At 67.6% G+C, this 21,980-nt stretch carries 19 protein-coding genes and 1 tRNA gene; 16 read left to right on the top strand and 4 right to left on the bottom strand.

Translation table 11 applies throughout. The annotated features are described in order from the left end of the window. The first annotated feature begins 203 nt into the window (after positions 1 to 203). From ACWF5H_RS04365 to ACWF5H_RS04345, 5 genes are all read left to right on the top strand, one after another. Positions 204 to 2,000, top strand: coding sequence for an ABC transporter ATP-binding protein (locus ACWF5H_RS04365; protein ID WP_452035076.1), 1,797 nt, complete (start codon positions 204 to 206; stop codon positions 1,998 to 2,000). Further along, on the top strand, positions 1,997 to 3,805 hold the full coding sequence (locus tag ACWF5H_RS04360) for an ABC transporter ATP-binding protein (protein ID WP_452035074.1): 1,809 nt from the start codon (positions 1,997 to 1,999) through the stop codon (positions 3,803 to 3,805). Before ACWF5H_RS04365 ends, ACWF5H_RS04360 begins: the two co-directional genes overlap by 4 nt. Before the next feature lie 103 nt (positions 3,806 to 3,908). After that, a tRNA-Pro gene (locus ACWF5H_RS04355) sits at positions 3,909 to 3,985 on the top strand. Positions 3,986 to 4,101: 116 nt separating this feature from the next. Next, positions 4,102 to 5,259 carry an FAD-dependent oxidoreductase gene (locus ACWF5H_RS04350; RefSeq protein ID WP_364643689.1) on the top strand — a complete coding sequence of 386 codons (1,158 nt, stop codon included), beginning with the start codon at positions 4,102 to 4,104 and terminating at the stop codon, positions 5,257 to 5,259. 83 nt (positions 5,260 to 5,342) lie between these two features. Continuing rightward, entirely contained in the window at positions 5,343 to 5,978 is a 636-nt protein-coding gene (locus ACWF5H_RS04345) for a hypothetical protein (protein ID WP_452035072.1), read from the top strand. Here ACWF5H_RS04345 and ACWF5H_RS04340 read toward each other — a convergent pair. Both ACWF5H_RS04340 and purD read right to left on the bottom strand, forming a co-directional pair. Next, positions 5,956 to 6,912 carry a phosphoribosylaminoimidazolesuccinocarboxamide synthase gene (locus tag ACWF5H_RS04340; protein WP_452035070.1) on the bottom strand — a complete coding sequence of 319 codons (957 nt, stop codon included), beginning with the start codon at positions 6,910 to 6,912 and terminating at the stop codon, positions 5,956 to 5,958. The two genes, ACWF5H_RS04345 and ACWF5H_RS04340, sit on opposite strands and share 23 nt — an antisense overlap. A gap of 8 nt (positions 6,913 to 6,920) precedes the next feature. Next, positions 6,921 to 8,240, bottom strand: a complete 1,320-nt coding sequence (purD, locus tag ACWF5H_RS04335; protein ID WP_452035069.1) for a phosphoribosylamine--glycine ligase — start codon at positions 8,238 to 8,240, stop codon at positions 6,921 to 6,923. A 66-nt stretch (positions 8,241 to 8,306) separates the two neighbouring features. Here purD and ACWF5H_RS04330 point away from each other — a divergent pair, with 66 nt between their 5' ends. The 10 genes from ACWF5H_RS04330 (at position 8,307) to ACWF5H_RS04285 (ending at position 17,518) form a co-directional block, all read left to right on the top strand. Further along, the gene (locus tag ACWF5H_RS04330) at positions 8,307 to 9,311 is read left to right on the top strand and encodes an asparaginase (RefSeq protein ID WP_452035067.1); all 1,005 of its coding nucleotides are present in this window, start codon (positions 8,307 to 8,309) and stop codon (positions 9,309 to 9,311) included. Between the two features lie 15 nt (positions 9,312 to 9,326). Further along, the gene (locus tag ACWF5H_RS04325) at positions 9,327 to 9,689 is read left to right on the top strand and encodes a sterol carrier family protein (protein ID WP_364643676.1); all 363 of its coding nucleotides are present in this window, start codon (positions 9,327 to 9,329) and stop codon (positions 9,687 to 9,689) included. Between the two features lie 10 nt (positions 9,690 to 9,699). Beyond that, positions 9,700 to 10,185: a hypothetical protein gene (locus ACWF5H_RS04320; RefSeq protein WP_452035064.1), complete on the top strand. Its 486-nt coding sequence runs from the start codon at positions 9,700 to 9,702 to the stop codon at positions 10,183 to 10,185. 72 nt (positions 10,186 to 10,257) lie between these two features. Further along, entirely contained in the window at positions 10,258 to 11,808 is a 1,551-nt protein-coding gene (purF, locus tag ACWF5H_RS04315; RefSeq protein WP_364643670.1) for an amidophosphoribosyltransferase, read from the top strand. After that, entirely contained in the window at positions 11,805 to 12,920 is a 1,116-nt protein-coding gene (gene purM / locus ACWF5H_RS04310; RefSeq protein WP_452035062.1) for a phosphoribosylformylglycinamidine cyclo-ligase, read from the top strand. The genes purF and purM overlap by 4 nt, the downstream gene beginning before the upstream one ends. 116 nt (positions 12,921 to 13,036) lie before the next feature. After that, positions 13,037 to 13,519 carry a 2'-5' RNA ligase family protein gene (locus tag ACWF5H_RS04305; protein ID WP_452035061.1) on the top strand — a complete coding sequence of 161 codons (483 nt, stop codon included), beginning with the start codon at positions 13,037 to 13,039 and terminating at the stop codon, positions 13,517 to 13,519. Between the two features lie 42 nt (positions 13,520 to 13,561). After that, positions 13,562 to 15,121 carry a molybdopterin-dependent oxidoreductase gene (locus ACWF5H_RS04300; RefSeq protein WP_452035060.1) on the top strand — a complete coding sequence of 520 codons (1,560 nt, stop codon included), beginning with the start codon at positions 13,562 to 13,564 and terminating at the stop codon, positions 15,119 to 15,121. A gap of 133 nt (positions 15,122 to 15,254) precedes the next feature. After that, complete coding sequence (locus ACWF5H_RS04295; protein WP_452035059.1) at positions 15,255 to 15,944, top strand: fasciclin domain-containing protein; 690 nt, start codon at positions 15,255 to 15,257, stop codon at positions 15,942 to 15,944. Between the two features lie 171 nt (positions 15,945 to 16,115). After that, on the top strand, positions 16,116 to 16,697 hold the full coding sequence (gene sigK, locus ACWF5H_RS04290; protein WP_452035354.1) for an ECF RNA polymerase sigma factor SigK: 582 nt from the start codon (positions 16,116 to 16,118) through the stop codon (positions 16,695 to 16,697). Next, positions 16,697 to 17,518, top strand: a complete 822-nt coding sequence (locus ACWF5H_RS04285; RefSeq protein WP_452035058.1) for an anti-sigma factor — start codon at positions 16,697 to 16,699, stop codon at positions 17,516 to 17,518. Before sigK ends, ACWF5H_RS04285 begins: the two co-directional genes overlap by 1 nt. Before the next feature lie 46 nt (positions 17,519 to 17,564). Here the strand turns inward: ACWF5H_RS04285 and ACWF5H_RS04280 are convergent, their stop codons facing one another. Further along, entirely contained in the window at positions 17,565 to 17,795 is a 231-nt protein-coding gene (locus ACWF5H_RS04280; RefSeq protein ID WP_364643662.1) for a DUF3073 domain-containing protein, read from the bottom strand. Between the two features lie 264 nt (positions 17,796 to 18,059). Here ACWF5H_RS04280 and ACWF5H_RS04275 point away from each other — a divergent pair, with 264 nt between their 5' ends. Next, positions 18,060 to 19,100, top strand: a complete 1,041-nt coding sequence (locus ACWF5H_RS04275) for a septum formation family protein (protein ID WP_452035057.1) — start codon at positions 18,060 to 18,062, stop codon at positions 19,098 to 19,100. A gap of 79 nt (positions 19,101 to 19,179) precedes the next feature. Here ACWF5H_RS04275 and clpB read toward each other — a convergent pair whose 3' ends face one another. After that, positions 19,180 to 21,804: an ATP-dependent chaperone ClpB gene (gene clpB, locus ACWF5H_RS04270; protein WP_452035056.1), complete on the bottom strand. Its 2,625-nt coding sequence runs from the start codon at positions 21,802 to 21,804 to the stop codon at positions 19,180 to 19,182. Positions 21,805 to 21,980: the final 176 nt, after the last annotated feature.

Here is a 21,980-nt window from a genome sequence, read left to right as displayed (position 1 = left end):
AGGTCGAGCGCTTCGAGTAGGTGGTCGTAGGATGCTACTTCGTCCTGGGCCTGAGACAACCCATGGGCGTGAGGTCAAGCGCTGCCAACGGCAGCAGGCGAAGCCCAGGGCCCCGAGGGTGACCGGCACCTCACTCGGCTCGTTAGGATAGTTGCTGCGGTGCACAAGGCACCAGTGACGAACCCACGCGATGAATCGATGAAATGACCGAGCTTTCCCTCTGGCGGACCATTGCCAGGCTCAAGGACTATGTACGGCCCATCCTGCCCAGGCTGATCATGGGATTCTTCAGCGCCCTCGGTGCCAGCCTCGTGGCCTTGGCCATTCCGCAGGTGCTCCGCGGGCTCGTCGACACCATCCACACCGGAGGCGCCCCCTCCGAAGTCTGGGGTCCCGCCGTCGTCATTGCCGTGCTTGGCCTGGCCGAAGCGGGCCTGGTGTACCTGCGGCGCGTATTCGCGATCGCGCCGGCCACGGATGTGGAGATGGGCATGCGCACCCGCTTCTACAAGCATGTGCAGCACTTGCCGGCCGCCTTCCACGACCGGTGGGGGTCGGGCCAGCTGCTTTCCCGGACGATGGCCGACCTGGGCCTGATCCGCCGCTGGCTGGCGTTCGGATCGCTGATGCTGGTGGTCTCCTTCGTGACGGTGGTCGTGGGCCTAGTGCTCATGTTCGCGCTGAACCAACTGCTGGGACTGGTCTTCCTGGTCGCTGCCGTGCCGCTGGTCTGGCAGGGGTTCCGCTTCCGCACGGCGTTCGGCGCCTCCTCCCGGCTCAGCCAGGACCAGGCCGGGGACCTGGCCACCACGGTGGAGGAATCGGTGCACGGCATCCGCGTGCTCAAGGCCTTCGGCCGGGGCCCGTACGCACTGGACAACTTCCACGGGCAGGCGGAAGAACTGCGCCAGACCGAGCTGGCCAAGGCCCGCACGCTGTCCAAGTTCCTGGCCACCGTCGTTTCGCTGCCGGACCTGGTGCTGGGCGCCGCCCTGGTCATCGGCATCATCCAAGTTGCCGGCGGGCACATGACCGTGGGCGAGCTGGTCGCCTTCTTCGCCACCGCCGCGGTGGTGGCCGGGCCGGTGGAAGCGATCGGGTCTCTGATGGGCATGACGCTGACGGCCAAGACGGCTCTGGACCGGCACTTCGATGTGTTGGACACCGAAAACACCATCACGGATCCGGAAGAACCGCAGCCGGCGGGCTCCGTCCGCGGGGACCTGCGCCTGGCCGGCGTGGTCTTTCGCTATCCGGATGCCGGGCCGGGCACGGCACCGGTCCTCGACGGCGTGGACCTGCACGTGCGCGCCGGCGAAACTATGGCGCTGGTGGGCGTGACCGGCTCGGGCAAGAGCACGCTGCTGCAACTTGTCCCCCGCCTCTATGACGTTTCCGCCGGCACCGTGCTTCTGGACGGTACGGACATCCGCCGCTTACCACTCACCGAGCTGCGCGGCCACGTATCGGTGGCCTTCGAAGACTCCACGCTGTTCTCCACCTCCGTTCGGGAGAATGTGCTGCTGGGCGCCCGGCCAGGCGGCGAAAATCCGGACGAGCTGCTGGCCCGTGCGCTTGAGGTGGCACAGGCCCAGTTCGCCTACGATCTGCCGCACGGGGTGGACACGAAGATCGGTGAGGAAGGACTGAGCCTTTCCGGCGGGCAGCGGCAGCGGATCGCGCTCGCCCGGGCCATTGCGGCCCGCCCGGCCGTACTGGTGCTGGATGACCCGCTCTCGGCCTTGGACGTGCGGACCGAAGAAGCGGTGACGCACCGGCTGCGCCAGGAGCTGCAGGGTACGACGACCCTGATTGTGGCCCACCGGCCCTCGACCGTGGCACTGGCGGACCGGGTGGCTTTACTGCAGGCCGGGCGCATCGCCGCCGTCGGCACCCACTCCGAGCTGCTGCGGACCAACGAACACTACCGCTACGTGATCGCCTCGCTGGCGGCCGAGCCCTCCGTCGAAGACGTCCTGGACGCGAAGGAATCCCGATGAGTTCCATGACCGGGGTCGCGGGCGAAGACAACATCAACCTGGACAAGGCCGACCGCAAAGCCGTCCGCCGGCGGTCGCTGCACCTGCTGGGCGAGCTGGTCGCCCCGCACCGGCGGCTGTTCGCGCTGTCCGTGGTGCTGGTGCTGGTCAGCAATGCCGCCCGCGCGGCCGGCCCGGTGTTGGTGGCCTTCGGCATCAACAATGCCCTGCCGGCCTTGACCGGCGGCGACGCTGGCCCGCTGGTGCTGGTGGCCGCCGCTTACGCGGCCATCGCGATCGCCGGCGGCACACTGCTGGCTGCCTACACCTATGTCACCGCCCGGCTCAGCCAGGCCATGCTGCTGGCCCTGCGCGTGCGGGTTTTCCGGCACACCCAGCGGCTCAGTCTGGAGTTCCACGAAACCTACACGTCCGGCCGGATCATCTCCCGGCAGACCTCTGATCTGGAAGCGCTGCGGGAACTGCTGGACAACGGCGTCACCCAGCTGACCTCCGGGGTGATGTTCATGGTTTTCACCGCCATCAGCATCGTCGGCCTGGATTGGAAGAGCGGCGTGATCATCCTGGTCGCCGCCATTCCCATCGCCTTCGTCACCCGGTGGTACCAAAAGGGGTCGGAGCTGGCCAACCGCGCGTCCCGGGTGGTCTCGGCCCGGCTGATCGTGCACTTCGTGGAGACCATGACCGGCATCCGGGCGGTCAAGGCCTTCCGCCGCGAGCGGGACAACGCCGCCCGGTTCGACGAGCTGGCCGACGACTACCGCCGTGCCACGCTGCGTAACATCAAGTACTTCGGCGTGCTCCAGCCGGCATTGAACGGGATCGGCAACCTGACCGTGGCCGCGGTGCTGCTCATCGGCGGCTTCCGCGTGCTGGACGGTGACCTGGCCATTGGCACGCTGGTGGCGGTGCTGCTGGCCACCAAACAGGTCTTCCGCCCCACCGAACAGATCGCCATGTTCTACAGCTCGTTCCAAGCCGCCTCGTCGGCGCTGGAAAAGGTCTCCGGGTTGCTGGAGGAGGAACCCACAGTGGTTCCGCCGGCGACGCCGATCCCGCTCAAGAATGCCCGCGGCGCCATCCGGTTCCGCAACGCAACCTTCGGTTACGGCGACGGCCGGGTGGTGCTGCCGAAGCTGAACCTGGACATCCCCGCCGGCCAGACCATCGCCGTCGTTGGGCAGACCGGAGCCGGCAAGTCCACGGTCGCCAAACTGATCGCCCGCTTCTACGACCTGACCTCTGGCTCGCTCACACTGGATGGCGTAGAGCTGCGGCAACTGTCCAACGAGGACCTGCGCCGCGCCGTCGTCATGGTCACGCAGGAGGCGTTCCTGTTCAGCGGCAGCGTCGCGGAGAACATTGCCCTGGGCAACCCGCAGGCCAGCCGCGAGCAGATCGAAGCTGCCGCCCGCGCCGTCGGCGCCCACGAGTTCATCCTGTCCCTGCCGGAGGGCTACGACACCGACGTGAACAAGCGCGGCGGCCGCGTCTCCGCCGGCCAGCGGCAGCTGGTCTCCTTCGCCCGCGCTTTCCTGGCGGACCCTGCCGTGCTGATCCTGGATGAAGCCACCGCCTCGCTGGACGTCCCGAGCGAGCGCCAGGTCCAGGAAGGCTTGCAGACGTTGCTCGGCAACCGCACCGCGCTGATCATCGCGCACCGGCTGTCCACGGTGGAGATCGCCGACCGCGTGCTGGTGATCCATGACGGCCAGGTGGTGGAGGACGGGTCCCCCGCGGAGCTGATCGCCGGCAGCGGGCGCTTCGCGCAGCTGCACGCCGCGTGGAAGGATTCGCTGATCTGATCCGGACGGGCAGCCTGACGCCGATTTCTCGTTTCGGACCTGTCTCCGCTATCCTTGAACAGTTGCTTTCGCGGTCATCATAACGACGGCGGGGCACCGGTATCGGGGTGTGGCGCAGCTTGGTAGCGCGCGTCGTTCGGGACGACGAGGTCGCAGGTTCAAATCCTGTCACCCCGACCAGATAAGAACTCCCGCTGCTCTTCGGAGCGGCGGGAGTTCTTGCTTTTCCGCCTCCCGGCCCGATTTGTACCGCCGGGAAGTTGTGAACCCGCCCCTAAAGCGGGAAGTATGGACCCATGGCTTCTCAGCAGCGCTCGGCGCTCATCGTGGGGGCCGGAATCGCCGGACTCGCCACTGCGCGGGCCTTGCAGCGAACCGGCTGGAAAGTCCATGTGGTCGAACGCTCCGGAACGCTGCAGCCGATAGGTACCGGAATAACCATCTGGGCCAACGGGACGCGGGCCTTGGAGCGCCTCGGTTTGCTCGGCGCCTTCCAGGACGCGTCGCTGCCGGTCGGCGGCAGCTCCCACGACCAGTTCGGCAATGTGCTCGCCAGCTTCAGCAGCGATGACATGCGCCACCGCTACGGCCATCCCCTGCGGGCGATCCACCGCTCGGACCTCACCACGCTGCTGAACGACTCCTTATACGTCAATACTGTCCATCTGGGCCTGCAGGCAGTGAAGTTCCGCCGCGATCCGCACGGCGGGACCGTCATGCTGAACAACGGTGGCAGCATGCACGCCGACCTGGTGATCGGCGCCGACGGCCTGCGCTCGCTGGTCCGGCACGATCTGGTGGGCGACGGCGCCCCGCGTCCCTCCGGCATCACCGCGATGCGCGCCGTCTGCCCCATCGGCGACCTGGATCCGGACTGGCTTCCGTGGGGCGAGTCGTGGGGCAACGGAGAGGTCTTCGGCATGGTCCCGCTGCCCGGCGGCCTGGTCTACTGGTATGCCACCATGCCGAATGCGGCGTTGGCGCAGGACGGCGACGTCCTCTGGCGCACCCTGGCACTGCAGCGCTTCGAGCGTTGGCACCCGGCCATCCGCGGGGTCATCCTCGCCACCAAGAGCCAGGACATCATGGCCCACGAGCTCTTCGACCGGAAGCCGGTCCTGGCTTGGTCCGGCAGCCATGCCACGCTGGTCGGCGATGCCGCGCACCCCATGCTGCCGTTCCTCGGCCAGGGTGCGGGCCAGGCCCTCGAAGACGCAGTCGCGCTGGCCGATGCGCTGGCCGCCGATTGGAACATCACCACGGCCCTGCGCAGCTACGAACAGGCGCGGGCACCCCACGCGGCCAAGGTGGTGAAGGGCTCCCGCAAAATGGCAAGCATGGCCCGGGAGCAGAAGCCCTGGAAGCAAAAACTCCAACGCTCGGTGATCAGCATGTTGCCGCAGGCAGTGGTTCACCGGCAGTTGGACGACGTCGTCGGCCGGGTCAAGAGCTGATCCGGCACGCACCGGCTGATGACCATTGACTGAAGCCCGCGTCCGTACTGCAATAGAGGTAACTCCGTCCCGCAGGGGTGCAGATGTTCCTCGCACAGTTCGCGCAGCTGGCAGTAGCCACCGTGGTGCTGGCGGCTGTGGTTTTCCTGACCTCTTTCGCGGTGGAACGCGGCCTGCGCCGCTCCCCTGATGCCGATACGGCGTTCTGGTACTGCTTTTCCGGGCTCTGCTGCGCGCTGACCGTGGTGCTCGCCGCCGCTGCGCTTTTCCCGGCAGCCGTGCCGCTCTGGCTGCTGCTCGCCGCCGGCTGCGCCGCACCCGCCGTCTGGCGGATTGCCCGCCGGGCCTCCGCGGCCGTCCGCTATCAGGACACGCGCGACTGGCATGAAGCGGCCGCCCGCCACGATGCGGCCCGCACCCGCTGGCTGGCGTACGAATTGGATCCGGCCCTGGCCATCGACTACCCGGATATGTCCGACGTCTTGCGGCCGGAGACAGCGGCCATGCTCCGCGCCATGAAACGCGCCGATGCGCTGCGTTCCCTGGGTCCGGATAACGACGGCGGTGCCACCGCTTATCCAACGGCGGTCGCCGAAGCCGCGGCCCGCCTCACGGAGGCCGAGCGGGCAGCGGGCCGCCCGCCGGAAACCGGCCGAGCGGGCCGCCCGCCCGAAACCGGCCGAGAGGTCCTGCCGGTCAGGCGAACGTCCGGCCGGTGAGCCGCTCGTAGGCTTCCACGTAGCGGGCCCTGGTTTTCTGCACGATCTCCTCCGGCAGCGCCGGCGGCGGGGTGTCCGACTTCCGGTCCCATCCCGAGGCCGGCGAGGTCAGCCAGTCCCGCACGAACTGCTTGTCGAAGGATGGCTGCGCCTTGCCCGGTTCGTACGTGTCCGCATCCCAGAACCGCGAGGAGTCAGGGGTCAGCACCTCGTCGCCCAAGGTGATGTCCCCCGTCGTCGGATCAATGCCGAACTCCACCTTGGTGTCAGCCAGGATGATGCCGCGTCCGCGGGCAATCTCCTCGGCGCGGGTATAGATCGCCAGGGTCAGCTCGCGCAGCCGGCCGGCAGTCTCCGCCCCCACAGTCTGGACCACGGCGTCGTAGGTGATGTTCTCGTCGTGCTCGCCGACCTCGGCCTTGGCCGACGGGGTGAAGATGGCCGGCTCCAGCCGCGAGCCGTCCACCAGGCCCGCGGGCAGCGGAAGCTCGCAGACCGTCTGGGACTGTTGGTACTCCTCCAGCCCGGATCCGGTCAGATAACCGCGGGCGATGCATTCCACCGGGAACATGTCCAGCTTCTTGCAGACCATCGCCCGGCCGGCGACGGCTTCGGGCACATCCGTGGACACCACATGGTTGGCTATCGGGCTGTCTCCCGCGGCGAGTTGTTCGAACCACCAGAGGCTCAACTGCGTGAGGATGCGGCCCTTGTCCGGGATCTCGCTGGAAAGCACATGGTCGAAGGCGCTGATCCGGTCGCTCGCCACCACCAGGACTGTGTCGTTGCGCTGGTCCAGCAGGCCTTCGGCGGCGATGTCCTCGCTGGAGGTCTGCACCGGCTGGGCCGCGGCCGGCACATACAGGTCGCGGACCTTGCCGGAGTAGACATGCTTCCAGCCGGGCAGTTCCAACACGTCGGGGGCGAATGCCATGGTGTTCCTTAGTCTCTCTGTGCTTCGGCCTGGGGCAGCGCGTGCTTGGCCGGCTCGGGCACGGTCACTTCGCCCTGGGCTGCCAATAAAGCAATGTCGCTGCGGAACTGCGAGCCCTCAAGGCCGATAGTACCGATGCCTTCGTAGGCCCGTTCGCGGGCTTCCACCAGGTCTTCGCCCAGGGCGACGACGGCGAGTACCCGCCCGCCGGCGCTGGTCACCTTGCCGTTCTCGTCCAGCGCCGTTCCGGCGTGGATCACATGCACGTCGTCCAGGGCGTTGGCCTTCTTCAGGCCGCGAATCCGGTCGCCGGTGCGGGGCGTGTCCGGGTAATTCTCCGAGGCCAGCACCACGGCCACCGCGGACCGCTTGGACCACACCAACTGTTCGGCGTCGTCCAGCTCACCCTTGGCCGCGGCCAGCAGCAGTCCGCCCAGCGGGGTCCGCAGCCGGGCCAGCACGGCCTGGGTTTCCGGATCGCCGAAACGGGCGTTGAACTCGATGACGCGTACTCCGCGCCGGGTCACGGCCAGGCCACAGAACAGCACGCCGACGAACGGGGTACCGCGGTTGGCCATCTCGCGGATCGTAGGCAGGGCAACCCGGTCCATCACTTCGTCGACGAATCCGGCCGGCAGCCAAGGCAGGGGCGTGTAGGCACCCATGCCGCCGGTGTTCGGGCCTTCGTCGCCGTCGAAAATCCGTTTGAAGTCCTGCGCGGGGACCAGCGGGATGGCGCGTTCACCGTCGGAAATCACAAACAGGGAGACTTCCGGGCCGTCCAGGAATTCCTCGATCACCACGGAGCCGCCGGCGTCGAAGCAGGCCTGGGCATGGGCGAGCGCAGCATCGCGGTCCCCGGTCACCACCACACCCTTGCCGGCAGCCAGTCCGTCGTCCTTGACCACGTACGGAGCGCCGAACGCATCCAGTGCCTCGGCTGCTTCCTCTGCATTGGTGGCAACATGCGCCATGGCGGTGGGCACATTCGCCGCGGCCATCACCTGCTTGGCAAAGGCCTTGGAACCCTCCAACCGGGCGGCTTCCTTGCTGGGGCCGAACACCGGGATCCCGGCCGCACGCAACGGGTCCGCCACGCCTGCGGCCAGCGGCGCCTCCGGGCCCACCACCACCAGGTCGGATTCCAGCCGTTGCGCCAGCGCGGTGACGGCGGCCGGATCGCTGGCGTCCACCTTGTGGGTGGGCACGATCTGCGCGATGCCGGCGTTGCCCGGGGCCGCATGGACCTCGGTCACAAACGGATCGGCCAATAGGGAACGGATTATTGCGTGCTCGCGGCCACCGGGGCCGATCACAAGTACCTTCACAAAGAACTACCCTACTTGGCGCGGGGCGGAGCCTCGAAGTTGTTGCGCCGGACCTAAACTAAGTCCATGCCCGAGACATTCAAAGCCGCGGATGCCGTGGAACTGGCCGTCGTTGAACGCAACGGTTTCATCGAATCCCGCCATCTGGGCTCCGCCGTCGTGATGGCCGCGGACGGCACCGTGGTGACCGAACTCGGCGACATCACCGCCCCGATCTTCCCGCGCTCCACGCTCAAGCCCTTCCAGGCCCTGGCTGCGATGCAGTCCGGCGTTCCGCTGCGCGGGGACCAGGTGGCCCTGGCCTGTGCCAGCCACGTGGGATCACTGGAGCACATGGACGTGGTGGAGGGCATGCTCAAGGCCGCCGGCCTGACCGACGCCGATCTGCGCTGCCCGCCGGCCTGGCCGCAGGACGAACAGGCGCGCGGCTGGCTGGTCCGCACCGACCGGGGCCAGCAGCGGCTGGCCTTCAACTGCTCCGGCAAGCACGCCGCCTTCCTGTGGGCCTGCGTGGAGAACGGCTGGAACACCCGCAACTACCTGGAGCCGAACCACCCGCTCCAGCGCCGCGTGATGGAAGTCCTTGAGGAATACGCCGAAGAGAAGATCGAACACATCGCCGTCGACGGCTGCGGCGCCCCCGCGCCTGCGCTGTCCCTGACCGGCCTCGCCCGGGGCATCGGCAAGCTGGCCAAGGCCCCGGCGGACAAGAACGCCGATGCCCGCGCGGCCACCATCGCCACCGCCATGCTGGACTACCCGTGGGCGGTCCACGGGTACGGCCAGGAGAACACCGTGGTGATGCAGGAACTGGAGATCATCGCCAAGTCCGGCGCCGAAGGCGTGATCGTGATGGGCACGGAGTCGGGGGTCTCGGTAGCGGTGAAGATCCTTGACGGCAGCTCCCGTGCCGGCTCGCTGATCGCGCTGACCTTGCTGGCCGCCTGCGACGCCATCGACGTGGACAAGGTCGGCCCGGTGCTGGAGGACGTGGTCAAGCCGGTGCTCGGCGGCGGCCAGCCTGTTGGCCGGCTCCGGCTGGCACCGCCCATGGTCGCCCTGCTGGACTGAGCCGGGGCACCAGCAATGGGAGTACGACGCCGGATCGCGGCGGAAGAGGGCAACGCCGCCTTGGCTGCGTGGCGGGCGGGCGCAACCGACCGGAAGACCACCGCTACGGCGGTGCGGTACGCGCTGGAGGAACTTTCCGAGCGCGCTCCCGGCAACAGCGTGGAAGTACGGGTGCCGCCGTTCGGCGTCGCCCAGTGCATCGAAGGTCCGCGGCATACCCGCGGCACCCCCCCCAACGTGGTGGAAACGGACCCCGTCACATGGCTGGCCCTGGTGACGGGTGCGCTGGGGTGGGACAGCGCCGTCGCCGAGGGCAAGGTCGCCGCCTCCGGCCTGCGGGCCGGGCTGGCGGATAGGCTGCCGCTCTTCGCCCGGTAGGCTGGAACGTATGACCTCTGAGCAAGAACCGGCCCGCGACCACCGGCAGGCTGAGCCGGAAAGCCGGGACGTCACCGTCCGCCGGGCACCGAAATTCGTGCCCTTCGTCCTCATCTGGGCGCTGCTGGGCGTCATTGCCGCCGCCATCTCCGCCTACACTGGCCCGGAGAACCCCGACTTCACCCGCGGCACCATTTTCGCCTTCCTGGCCGTGCTGTTCGCGCTGGCCGGCGTGCTGATCGGATCGCTGCTGTTCCTGGTCATCGACCGGGTCAGCGTCAAGCGCGCCAAGCCGGCGACGGCCGTTGCCGAGCCGGGGCAGGACGCCTCCGCAGGCCCCGTGTCGGACGACGGCCACTCGGCCGCTCCGGGTCTCGGCCAGCCCGCCGCCCCCGCGGACCGCCATGAAGTGCCCGGCGAGCCCGCACAGCGGGACGGCGGCACCGCTGCCGGCGTCGAACCAGACGGCGAAGCCGAAGGCGAACGCCGGGCGTAACCTGCCGGCCAGCGGCCGTAATTCCCATCACCTCGGTGATGCTGCCCGCCGGGCACATGAGAGAATAAGCGGGTGGCACGCGGTGACGGAAAACTCTCCCATGATCTTCTCCCCGGCGAAAAGGGACCCCAGGACGCCTGTGGCGTATTTGGCGTCTGGGCCCCCGGTGAAGAAGTAGCAAAAATGACCTACTACGGCCTGTACGCTTTGCAGCACCGCGGACAGGAGTCCGCCGGCATTGCAACCAGCGACGGCAAACGCATCAACGTCTATAAGGACATGGGCCTGGTGTCCCAGGTCTTCGACGAAACCACGCTTAACACGCTGACCGGGCACATCGCCGTCGGCCATTGCCGCTATTCCACCACCGGCGGCTCCACCTGGGCGAATGCACAGCCCACCCTGGGCGCTACGGCCACCGGCACGGTGGCGCTGGCGCACAACGGCAACCTGACCAACTCCGCGGAGCTGTACGAGAAGGTGCTGGAGAAATTCGGCAAGCCCGACCGCGGCGAAATGGCCCAGGGCAACACCACCGACACCGCACTGGTCACCGCGCTGATGGCCGGCCAGGAAGGCCAGACGCTCGAAGAGCGCACGATGGAACTGCTGCCCAAGTTGCGCGGGGCGTTCTGCTTTACCTTCATGGATGAAGGCACCCTGTACGCTGCCCGCGACCCAGCCGGAGTCCGCCCGCTGGTACTCGGCCGGCTGGAGCGCGGCTGGGTGGTGGCCTCGGAGACCGCGGCACTGGACATCGTCGGCGCTTCCTACGTTCGGGAAGTTGAGCCGGGCGAATTTATCGCGATCGACGAAAACGGGCTGCGCTCCCAGCGTTTCGCCGAGAAAAAGGCTGCCGGCTGCGTCTTCGAGTACGTCTACTTGGCCCGCCCGGACACATCCATCAACGGCCGCAGCATCCACGCCGCCCGGGTGGAGATGGGCCGCAAGCTGGCGAAGGAACATCCTGTCGAAGCCGATCTGGTGATCCCCACGCCGGAGTCCGGAACACCGGCGGCCATCGGCTACGCCGAAGCCTCCGGCATTCCCTACGGCCAGGGGCTGGTCAAGAATGCCTACGTGGGCCGGACCTTCATCCAGCCCAGCCAGACCATCCGGCAGCTGGGCATCCGGCTGAAGCTGAACCCGCTCAAGTCCGTCGTGCAGGGCAAGCGGCTGGTGGTGATCGACGATTCGATCGTCCGTGGCAACACCCAGCGGGCCCTGGTCCGGATGCTGCGCGAGGCCGGCGCGGCCGAGGTGCACGTGCGGATCTCCTCGCCGCCCATCAAGTGGCCGTGCTTCTACGGCATTGACTTCGCCAGCCGGGCCGAACTGATCGCCAACGGAATCGGCGTCGAAGACGTCCGGGCATCGCTCGGAGCCGACAGCCTCGGCTACATCTCCGAAGAGGGCATGATCGAAGCCACCGAGCAGCCGCGCGAGCGGCTGTGCACCGCCTGCTTCACCGGCGAATATCCGATCGAGCTGCCGTCCGCGGACCGTTTGGGCAAGAATCTGCTTGAGCGCGGCGACGAACCGGAGCACGGCTCCTGCGACCCAGGCCCGGACTCGGACCTGGAGAACCTCCTGACCGCAGAAGACAAGAAAGAGCGAGTATGACCTCCCCCGAACAGGGCCAGATCACCTATGCCAGCGCCGGCGTCGACGTCGAAGCCGGCGACCGGGCGGTCGAGCTGATGAAGGGTGCCATCAAGGCCACTCACAACTCCAACGTGATCGGCGGGGTCGGCGGTTTCGCCGGACTGTACGATGTCTCGGCGCTGCTGAAGTACCGCAAGCCGCTGCTCGCCACCTCCACCGACGGCGTGGGCACCAAGGTGGCCATCGCCCAGGCCATGGACATCCACGACACCATCGGCTTCGACCTGGTCGGCATGGTGGTCGACGACATTGTGGTGGTGGGCGCGGAACCGCTGTTCATGACCGACTACATCGCCTGCGGCAAGGTGGTCCCCGAGCGCATCGCGGACATCGTGCGCGGCATCGCGGCCGCCTGCGAGGTGGCCGGCACCGCGCTGGTGGGCGGCGAAACGGCCGAACATCCCGGCTTGCTGGGCGAGCACGAATACGACGTTGCCGGTGCCGCCACCGGACTGGTGGAGGCCGACGCACTGCTCGGCCCGGACCGGGTCAAGGACGGCGACGTCGTGATCGGCATGGCGTCCTCGGGCATCCACTCCAACGGGTATTCCCTGGTCCGGCGAGTGATCAACCACGCCGGCTGGGCGCTGGACCGGCAGGTGACCGAATTCGGCCGGACACTGGGCGAGGAACTGCTGGAGCCCACCCGCGTCTACGCTGCAGACTGCCTGGACCTGGCCCGTTTCGAAGCGGCCGGAGTCCACGGCTTCAGCCACGTCACCGGCGGCGGCCTGGCCGCCAACCTCGCACGCGTGCTGCCCAAGGGAATGATGGCCACCGTGGACCGCTCCACCTGGGAGCTGCCGGCCATCTTCAAGCTCATCGCCGAACTGGGCAACGTGCCGCAGGCCGATCTGGAGCGCACGCTCAACCTCGGCGTCGGCATGGTCGCCATCGTGGACGCCGCCGGGGCGGATGCCGCCCTGCAGCGACTCAACGAGCGCGGCATGCCCGCTTGGGTGATGGGACAGGTTGCTCCCATCGACGCATCTCTGGGCGGCGTCGACTTTGTCCAGGGCGCCAAGGGCGTCGACGGCGGCGCCGTCCACCTGGTCAATTCCTACGCCTGACCCGTCCCGGACGCTGACGTTCCGACGCTGGACCGCCCCTGCACCGCATTCCGGTGCAGGGGCGGTTTTGCTTGCCGGACGGGTCCGCCCTCCACACCCGGTGGGACACTGGGCGTATGGGTGCCTACGTTGTCGTGGTGTTCGTCAGGCCGGTGCGGGCCGGACATATGTTCCCGCGGAGCGACTGGCCGCTGCACATCACGCTGGCGCGCTTCGACAGCAAGGAACCACCCGACGGTTTAGCCGAGCGGATCGGCGGCGAATTCGCCGGCCTGCCGGAGTTTGACGTACACACCGGAGCGGACGACTTCTTCGGCAGAAACCATTCCGTGCCGGTCTCGCTGGTGGAACCGCATCCGCAACTGCAACTGCTGCACGACCGTCTGCTCGACGCCCTCGGTACCGACGTCCACCTGCTCAGCCCGCACCACGCCCGGCAGAACTTCCGCCCGCACATCAGCCACCAGTCAGAAGGACGGCTGCAGCCAGGCGAAGTTGTCCGAGTGGAGCAGGCGGCGCTGGTTGACATGCGGCCGGACGGGGGTGCAAAGTACCGACGGGTCATCGAAGTATGGGAGTTGGCCGGCGGCGGGGCGTGACCGTCAACCAATACATCCGGCGGACGGCTCCGAATACTGTGCGTGAAGACAGAACATAGATTCCCGTCCGCTCCCGCCGCTGCCGTGCTCGCGGGCCTGGTCTCCGCCGGCGTCCTGTTGGGTGTCGCCCAGTTGCTGGGGGTCTGGTTCACCCCGACGGCCGCTCCGTTGGTGGCCTTGGGCGCCGCCTTCATTGATTTCACCCCGGCCTGGCTCAAGACCTTCGCCGTCGACACCTTCGGCACGGCGGACAAAATGGTCTTGTTCGTTGCCATGGGCGTGGTCATGGCGCTGCTGGCCGGGCTGGCCGGGCTGCTGGCCTATCGGCGCTGGCGGCTGGGGGCCGGCGCCGTCGTACTGCTGGGAATGGTGACTGCCGCAGCCGTCATCACCCGGGCGGGAACCGGTGTACTGGATCTGGTTCCGACCGCGGCCGGTACCCTCGCCGGGCTGGCCTGCCTGCGACTGCTGGTGCACTTGATTCCGCCATCCCGGGGCAAGCCGGAGCACTCCACGGTTGCGGCGACGGCCCCTTCGCGCCGCTCGTTCTTCGCCATGGCCGCTGTGCTCACCGCCGGCGCCGCCGTCATGGCAGCCGGCGGGGCGGCCCTGGCAGGCGTGCGCGGCAGCCTGCGGGAGGTCCGCCGTGCGCTGCGTCTGCCGGTACCGGCGGTCGCCGCGGCGGCGCTGCCGGCCGGGGTACAGGCCCCGGTGGAGGGCGTGGTTCCCTTTGTCACTCCGAATCCGGACTTCTACCGGATCGATACCGCGCTTGCCGTGCCACAGGTGGATCCTGGGACCTGGCAACTGCGTGTCCACGGGATGGTGGACAACGAATACAGCCTCAGCTTCGACGAACTGCTCGCGTCCGACCTCGTGGAGTCATACGTGACGTTGACCTGCGTCTCCAATGCCGTGGGCGGCGAACTGGCAGGCACCGCGAAGTGGCTGGGCTATCCGCTGGCCCGGATCCTGGCACGGGCCAACCCGCTCCCCGGCGCGGACATGGTGCTCTCCACGAGCGCCGACGGCTTCAGCGCCTCCACCCCGCTGGAGGTATTACGGGACGGACGAGACGCCCTGTTGGCCGTCGGGATGAACGAAGAGCCGCTTCCGCTCGAGCACGGTTTCCCCGTGCGGATGGTGGTTCCCGGCCTGTACGGCTTCGTGTCCGCCACCAAGTGGGTAGTGGACCTGGAGGTGACGAGGTTCCAGGACCAAACCGCCTACTGGACCGAGCGGGGCTGGTCGGAGCGGGCGCCGATCAAGACTGCATCGCGGATCGAGTCGCCGCGCCCGTTTGCCCGCGTGCCCGCCGGCAAAGTCTCGGTGGGGGGCTCCGCCTGGGCCCAGCGCCGCGGCATTGAAAAAGTGGAGGTCCAGGTGGATGACGGCCCCTGGCAGCAGGCGGTTCTGGCCGCCGAAGCGAGCGTGGACACGTGGCGGCAGTGGTCCTTTAGTTGGCAGGCAGAGCCGGGACCGCACTATCTGCGCGTGCGCGCCTACGACGCGGAAGACGGGCGGCAGACCGATGAACGGGCCGATCCCATCCCCAACGGCGCCTCCGGATGGCATTCGATCTCCGTCACGGTTGAGCCCTGACCTGCTGCCGGAAGTTTTTTCGTCAGTGATCCAATCCGCCGGACCCGGGCCTCCGAATACCTGATGACAGCCCGGAGGGTTCCACCGCCGGGAACAGGGCGGCAGCAGCCGCCAACCCCGTAAGGAGAATGCGATGTTGAAGAGTACTAACAGGACGTTTGCAGCACTGGGACTTGTAGCGGTGGCAACCATGGGACTGGCCGCCTGCGGTGGTTCCAATGAGTCGCCGGCCCCCGGCGCCGCAAACGAAGAAACCAGCGGCACCGATTCCATGGCTACCGAGTCGATGGCGCCGGAGGATACCGGCGACGCCATGGGTGACCCGATGGCCAACCTGGTTGGTGCCGGCTGTGCCGACTATGCTGCCTCCGTGCCGGACGGCGCCGGATCGGTCCAGGGTATGGCGGCCGACCCGGTGGCCGTTGCCGCATCCAACAACCCGATCCTCACCCAGCTCACTGCCGCAGTTTCCGGGAAGCTGAACCCGGATGTCGACTTGGTGGACACGCTGAACAGCGGAAAATTCACAGTCTTCGCACCGGTTGATGCGGCCTTTGAGGAGATCCCCGCGGACACGCTGGAGAAGCTCAAGACCGATGCGGATGCGCTCACCAACATCCTGACGTACCACGTGGTGGAAGGCACAATGACTCCGGACGAGGTCATGGGCGAACACACCACCGTCCAGGGCGATTCGGTGGAGGTCACCGGCAGCGGCGACAAGCTGATGGTCAATGACGCGATGGTGGTCTGCGGTGGAGTCCAAACCGCCAACGCCACGGTCTACATGACCGACTCGGTGCTGATGCCGCCGGCCAAGTAACCGGCCTCCTTCGGGAGCCACCTCCCGATAACAGCAGGACGACGACGGCGGCTCACCGGCCGCCGTCGTGCCTGCCGGAAAATGCTTCCCCACGATTTTCCCCCCTTCGCCGAAACGTCAGCAGGAGCCAGGAGGTGTGCGGTGTCCGACGGACATGAGAACCTTGATTCCATGCGATTGCCATGGCTGCGGTCCGTGGGCCCGGCCGCCCCGGCAACGCAGGAGGAACTCATCCGCCGTGTGGCGCTGGGCGATGAGTCGGCTTTCGAAGAGCTCTACGACGCGGTGGCACCGACAATCTTCGGACTCGTCCGCAGGGTGGTCCGCGATCCGGCCCAGAGCGAGGAAGTCACGCAGGAGATTTTCGTGGAAATTTGGCAGAATGCCGGGCGCTACGATGCCGACCGAGGCAAGGCCTTGTCTTGGATCCTGGTGATAGCCCACCGACGGGCAGTGGACCGGGTGCGCGCCAGCCAAGCCAGCGTCAACCGCGACCTCCGCCAGGGAGCCAAGGAATACCAGGCAAGCTACGACGACGTGGCCGATACGGTGGAACTGCGGCTGGAAGCCGAGCGCGTTACCACGGCGCTCCACTCGTTGACGGACAGCCAGCGCGAGGCCATCACGCTGGCCTACTATGGCGGCCACACCCACCGGGAGGTCGCTACATTGCTTCACGTTCCGGTGGGAACGGTTAAAACACGGATCCGCGATGGCATGATCCGGCTACGGGACAAGTTGGGAGTGGCGTGATGGACGAGCAGCTGCATCTGTTGACCGGCGCGTACGCCCTCAACGCCTTGAATCCCGACGAACGCACCGACATGGAGCGGCATGCGCTGGCCAACGAGGACAGCCGGGAGGAAGTCCGCGGACTCAGTGAGACCGCGGCCCTGCTGGCTTATGGAACCCCGGCCGTTGCGCCGCCACCGGAGCTCAAGGACTCGGTCATGGCCGCCATCCGCAATACGCGGCAGCTGCCGGCGGACGCGGTGGTGGTGGATCTGGGCCCGTCCCGGGCCAATTCCGCGTCCCGCCGCATCTCCGCCGAGGAACGCCAGGGCACTGCCGGGAAGCAGAGCAGTGCGGGCAACAGGAGGGCGGTTCGCTGGCTCAGCGCCGCCGCCGGCATCCTGGTGGTCGCCACCGCTGCCCTCGGCGGCTGGGCGTTGGGGCTCGCCCAGGACCAGGACCGGACCGCGCAGCAACTGCAGGCTCAGGCGCGCCAGCAGGCGGAGGTGATGTCTGTGCTGACGGCACCGGATTCGAAGGTGATCCCGGGCCAATTGCCCGACGGCGCCGTGGTCACCATCGCCGTGTCTGCCCAAGCCGACAAGGCTGCAGTGATAGCGCAGGGATTGCCGGAGCTGGACGAGGACCGGACCTACGAACTATGGCTGATCTCCGACGATGGCGCAGCTCCGGCAGGCCTGATGTCCGCGGGAGCACCCGGACAGACAAGCATGCATCTGCTCGACGGCATCTCGGGTGCCACCCACGTGGGGATCACGGTGGAGCCTGCCGGCGGGTCGCCGCAGCCAACAACTGACCCCATCATGGTCCAGAAGTTGTGAAGCGGGGAGTAAAGAATCCCAACCGGGACGTAGCGACCGAGGTCGGCTAACCGACGTTGCGGCTGCCTTCGTCCTCGTCGTCGTCGTACTGATCCGCGTACTTATCCTCATAACCCGAATAATCCGGCTCAGGCGGAATATCGGAGAATGCGTCGGAGGTGTGGCGTTTCGCAGCGCCGAGTTCGCGCTGGAGAGCAGTGAGGTCAGTGGCCGGGCTGAAATACTTCATGTCCCGGGCCTGCCTTGTTGCTTTTGCCTTCTGACGGCCGCGCCCCATGGCGTGACCCCCTTTGTACGTCGATCCGGAGGTGGTCGCACGCTAAGGCGCACGAGGCTCCGGAATAATTGATCAATTCTGTCGTACCTCTAGGGTACATGGTTTTCCACGCTGCTCGTGGCAGGGCGGCCGCCGTCGCGAAGCGACTCCCCCGCGTCCGGAATCGACAAAATCGTGCCGCACAACGGGATTGTTGGCTAAAGTCGTCGTGGACCAGTTCTCCTTTCTCCCGGAGGACACAACGCACGGAAGGCAAGTTTCCCCATGAGCGAACAGGACAAGCGGCCTGACGACCGCGGGAGGCCTCCGCAGGAAGGCCCGGAGAGCCTCGACGCGGCGAACCTCGACGTGCCTGAACCCAATCTCCATGTCAGTGCCGACGACGTCGAACTGGCCGAACCGACCCTGCACGAGGCGCGGATCAGCGAGGAAACCGCGGCCGAGACGGACCTGGCGATCGCTGCCGCCGAAGCACAGGCGGTGGAGGAGGAAGCCGAGGCAGCCGGCCGGTTGGTCGGTGGCGCTCGCGAAGACGAGGACATCAAGGTCAGCGGCACCGCGCCGGCCGGAGCGGCGGCCGGCGATCAGGACCAGGTGGAAAGCCAGTTGGAAGGCACTGAGGCGTCATCCGCGCTCCCGCCGTCGGATTGGGATTCCGCGCCGGCCAGCGCCGACGGTTCCGCACCGGAAAAGAAATGGTATTCAACTCCCGCCGGAGCCACGCCCCCGGACAGTGCGGGCGACGACGCCGCCACCGAGGACTCCGCCGCCGGCTCGGGGCGGAACATCGACTGGAAGCCGCTGGTCATCATCGGCGCGGTGGTCGTTGTAGCCATCGTGATCATCGCCGTCATCGTTTCCAGCCTGACCGGCAGCTCGCCGGCCGGCGGGGCGGCCAGTCCCTCGTCGTCGCAGAGCGAGGCGGAGACGGCGGACGCCGACGGAGTGATCGCCGAGGACGTCTCGCCGTTCGACTTCAAGCAGGGCCAGTGCTTCACTAAGTTCGAAGCCGTGATGCGCGACGCCACCGTGGTCACCTGCGACACCCCGCACACGGCCCAACTGGTCGGAACGTTCTCCTATGGCGAGGACGAAGAGTTCCCCGGTGCCGACGAACTGAACCTCAAGGCTCAGGCGGTCTGCACCGCCGTCGTCCTCAATGACACCGCGGCAGAGGCGCCCGAGCTCAAGGACTCCTACGGGATGCCATCCAAGGAAACCTGGGCCCAGGGGGACCGCAGGATCGATTGCTTCAAGATCGCCGAAGAAGGCGAACAGATCACCGGTACCCTGATCAGTCAGTAACGCAGCCGACACCGAAAAGTCCGGCGACCACCGCTGCTGCGGCGTCGCCGGACTTTCCTGTTTCGGGAGCGGCCCCGCCTTAGCCGTTCCGGGTCGCTCCCACCTTTGCCTGCACGGTGAGGCCGCCGGCCCCGCCCTCCGCGCCGATCTCCGGCGCGTCCACCAGCACGGTGTCTCCGTCGCTGATCTCGCCGGCCAGCAGTCCGCGGGCCAGCTTGTCGCCGATCTCGCGCTGCACCAGCCGGCGCAGCGGCCGGGCGCCGAAGGCCGGATCGAAGCCGGTCAGCGCCAGCCATTCCCGGGCCGCGTCCGTGACCTCCAGGGCCAGCCGGCGGTCCGCCAGCCGGGCCCCCAGCGAAGCCACCTGCAGGTCCACAATCCGGGACAGCTCGTCGATGCTCAGCGGGTCGAAGATGATCACGTCGTCCAGCCGGTTGAGGAACTCGGGCTTGAAGCTCGCATGCACCACACCCAGGACGGCCTCGCGCTTCTTCTCCTGGTCCAGCGACTGGTCCACCAGGAACTGCGAGCCCAGGTTGGAGGTCAGCACCAGGATCACGTTGCGGAAGTCCACGGTGCGGCCCTGCCCGTCGGTGAGGCGTCCGTCGTCGAGCACCTGCAGCAGGATGTCGAAGGCCTCGGGATGGGCCTTCTCCACCTCGTCCAGCAGCACCACGGAGTACGGGCGCCGACGGACTGCCTCGGTGAGCTGGCCGCCCTCTTCGTAGCCCACGTACCCGGGCGGGGCGCCGACCAGGCGGGAGACGGAGTGCTTCTCCGAATACTCGCTCATGTCGATCCGGACCATCGCGCGTTCGTCGTCGAACAGGAAGTCGGCCAGCGCCTTGGCCAGCTCCGTCTTGCCCACGCCGGTGGGGCCCAGGAAGAGGAACGAGCCGGTGGGCCGGTCGGGGTCGCTGATCCCGGCCCGGGCGCGCCGGACGGCGTCGGACACGGAAGCCACGGCCCGGCTCTGGCCGATCAGCCGGGAGCCGATGAACTCCTCCATGTGCAGCAGCTTCTGGCTTTCGCCCTGCAGCATGCGCCCGGCCGGGATGCCGGTCCAAACGGAGATGACCTCGGCGATGTCGTCCGCGGTGACTTCCTCGGAAACCATCAGGTCGCGGCCGGCGCCGCCCTGCTCTTCGGCGGCCTGCGCGTTGGCCAGCTCCTTCTCCAGCGTCGGGATCTCGCCGTACAGGATCCGGGAGGCCTCGGCCAGGTCGCCCTCGCGCTGGGACTTGTCCGCCTGCGAGCGCAGCTCGTCCAGCTTGGCCTTCAGGTCGCCCACCCGGTTCAGCCCGGCCTTCTCCGCTTCCCAGCGGGAGTTGAGCCCGGCCAGCTGCTCCTTCTTGTCCGCCATGTCGGCGCGCAGTGCTTCCAGCCGCTCCCGCGAGGCCGCATCCGTTTCATTGGCCAGCGCCAGCTCTTCCATGGTGAGGCGGTCGACCGCGCGGCGCAGTTGGTCGATTTCCTCCGGCGCCGAATCGATCTCCATCCGCAGCCGCGAGGCGGCCTCGTCCACCAAGTCGATGGCCTTGTCCGGCAATTGCCGGCCTGAGATGTAGCGGTTGGATAGCGTCGCGGCGGCCACCAGCGCCGAGTCGCCGATCGAGACCTTGTGGTGCGCCTCGTAGCGTTCCTTGAGCCCGCGCAGGATGCCGATGGTGTCCTCCACGCTCGGCTCGCCCACATAGACCTGCTGGAAGCGGCGCTCCAGCGCCGGATCCTTCTCGATGTTCTCGCGGTATTCGTCCAGCGTGGTGGCGCCGATCAGCCTCAGCTCACCGCGGGCAAGCATCGGCTTGAGCATGTTGCCGGCGTCCATCGATCCCTCGGACGCCCCCGCACCGACCACGGTGTGGATCTCGTCGATGAAAGTGACGATCTGCCCGTCGGAGTTCTTGATTTCCTCCAGCACGGCCTTCAGCCGCTCCTCGAACTCGCCGCGGTACTTGGCGCCGGCCACCATGGCGGCAAGGTCCAGCGACATCAGCGTCTTGCCGCGCAGCGATTCGGGCACGTCGCCGGCCACCATCCGCTGCGCCAGCCCCTCCACCACGGCGGTCTTGCCCACGCCGGGCTCGCCAATCAGCACCGGGTTGTTCTTGGTCCGGCGCGAGAGCACCTGGACCACGCGGCGGATTTCCGCGTCCCGGCCGATCACCGGATCCAGCTTGCCGGAACGCGCGATGGCGGTCAGGTCGGTGCCGAATTTCTCCAGCGCCTGGAACGTATTCTCGGGATCCGCACTGTTGACCTTGCGGTCCCCGCGCACGCCCGGCAGGGCGGCGAGCAGCGCCTCATGGGAAGCTCCGGCGTCGCGCAGGATCTTCCCGACGGCGGCGCTGTCGGTCGAGAGCCCCAGCAGCAGGTGTTCGGTGGAGACATAGGAGTCCCCCAGCTTCTCCGCCTCCTGCTGCGCCGTCTGGACTGCCTGGAGCAACCCCCGGGAGTACTGGGCCTGGGCCACGGAAGACCCCGACGACGACGGCAGCGCCTTGATCGCGGTGCTCGCCTGCACGCTCACCGAATCCGGATCCGCCCCGGCGGACTTCAGCACGGCGACGGCCACTCCGTCGCGCTGGTCCATCAAGGCCTTGAGCAGGTGCGCCGGCTCGATCTGCGGATTGCCCGCTGTCGACGCATTCATGGCGGCAGCCGACAGCGCTTCTTGGCTTTTGGTGGTGAATTTAGCGTCCAACGCTCATCTCCCTTTCCCTCCGTGATGGATCCGGCCAGCCGCAGCAGTGCTGGTCAAATTGGCTAACTTGAGTCTATTCAACTCAACTTTGAAAGTAAAGTTATCCACAGGCTGAGGCACCCGTTGACACCTACCATCCTGTCCCTCCCCCGGGCTGCCCGGAAGTGCCCCGGACG

It is taken from the genome of Arthrobacter sp. NPDC055138, from assembly GCF_053607305.1.
Note: the sequence above shows the minus strand (reverse complement) of the source record. Positions and strands in the feature narration are given on the sequence as shown.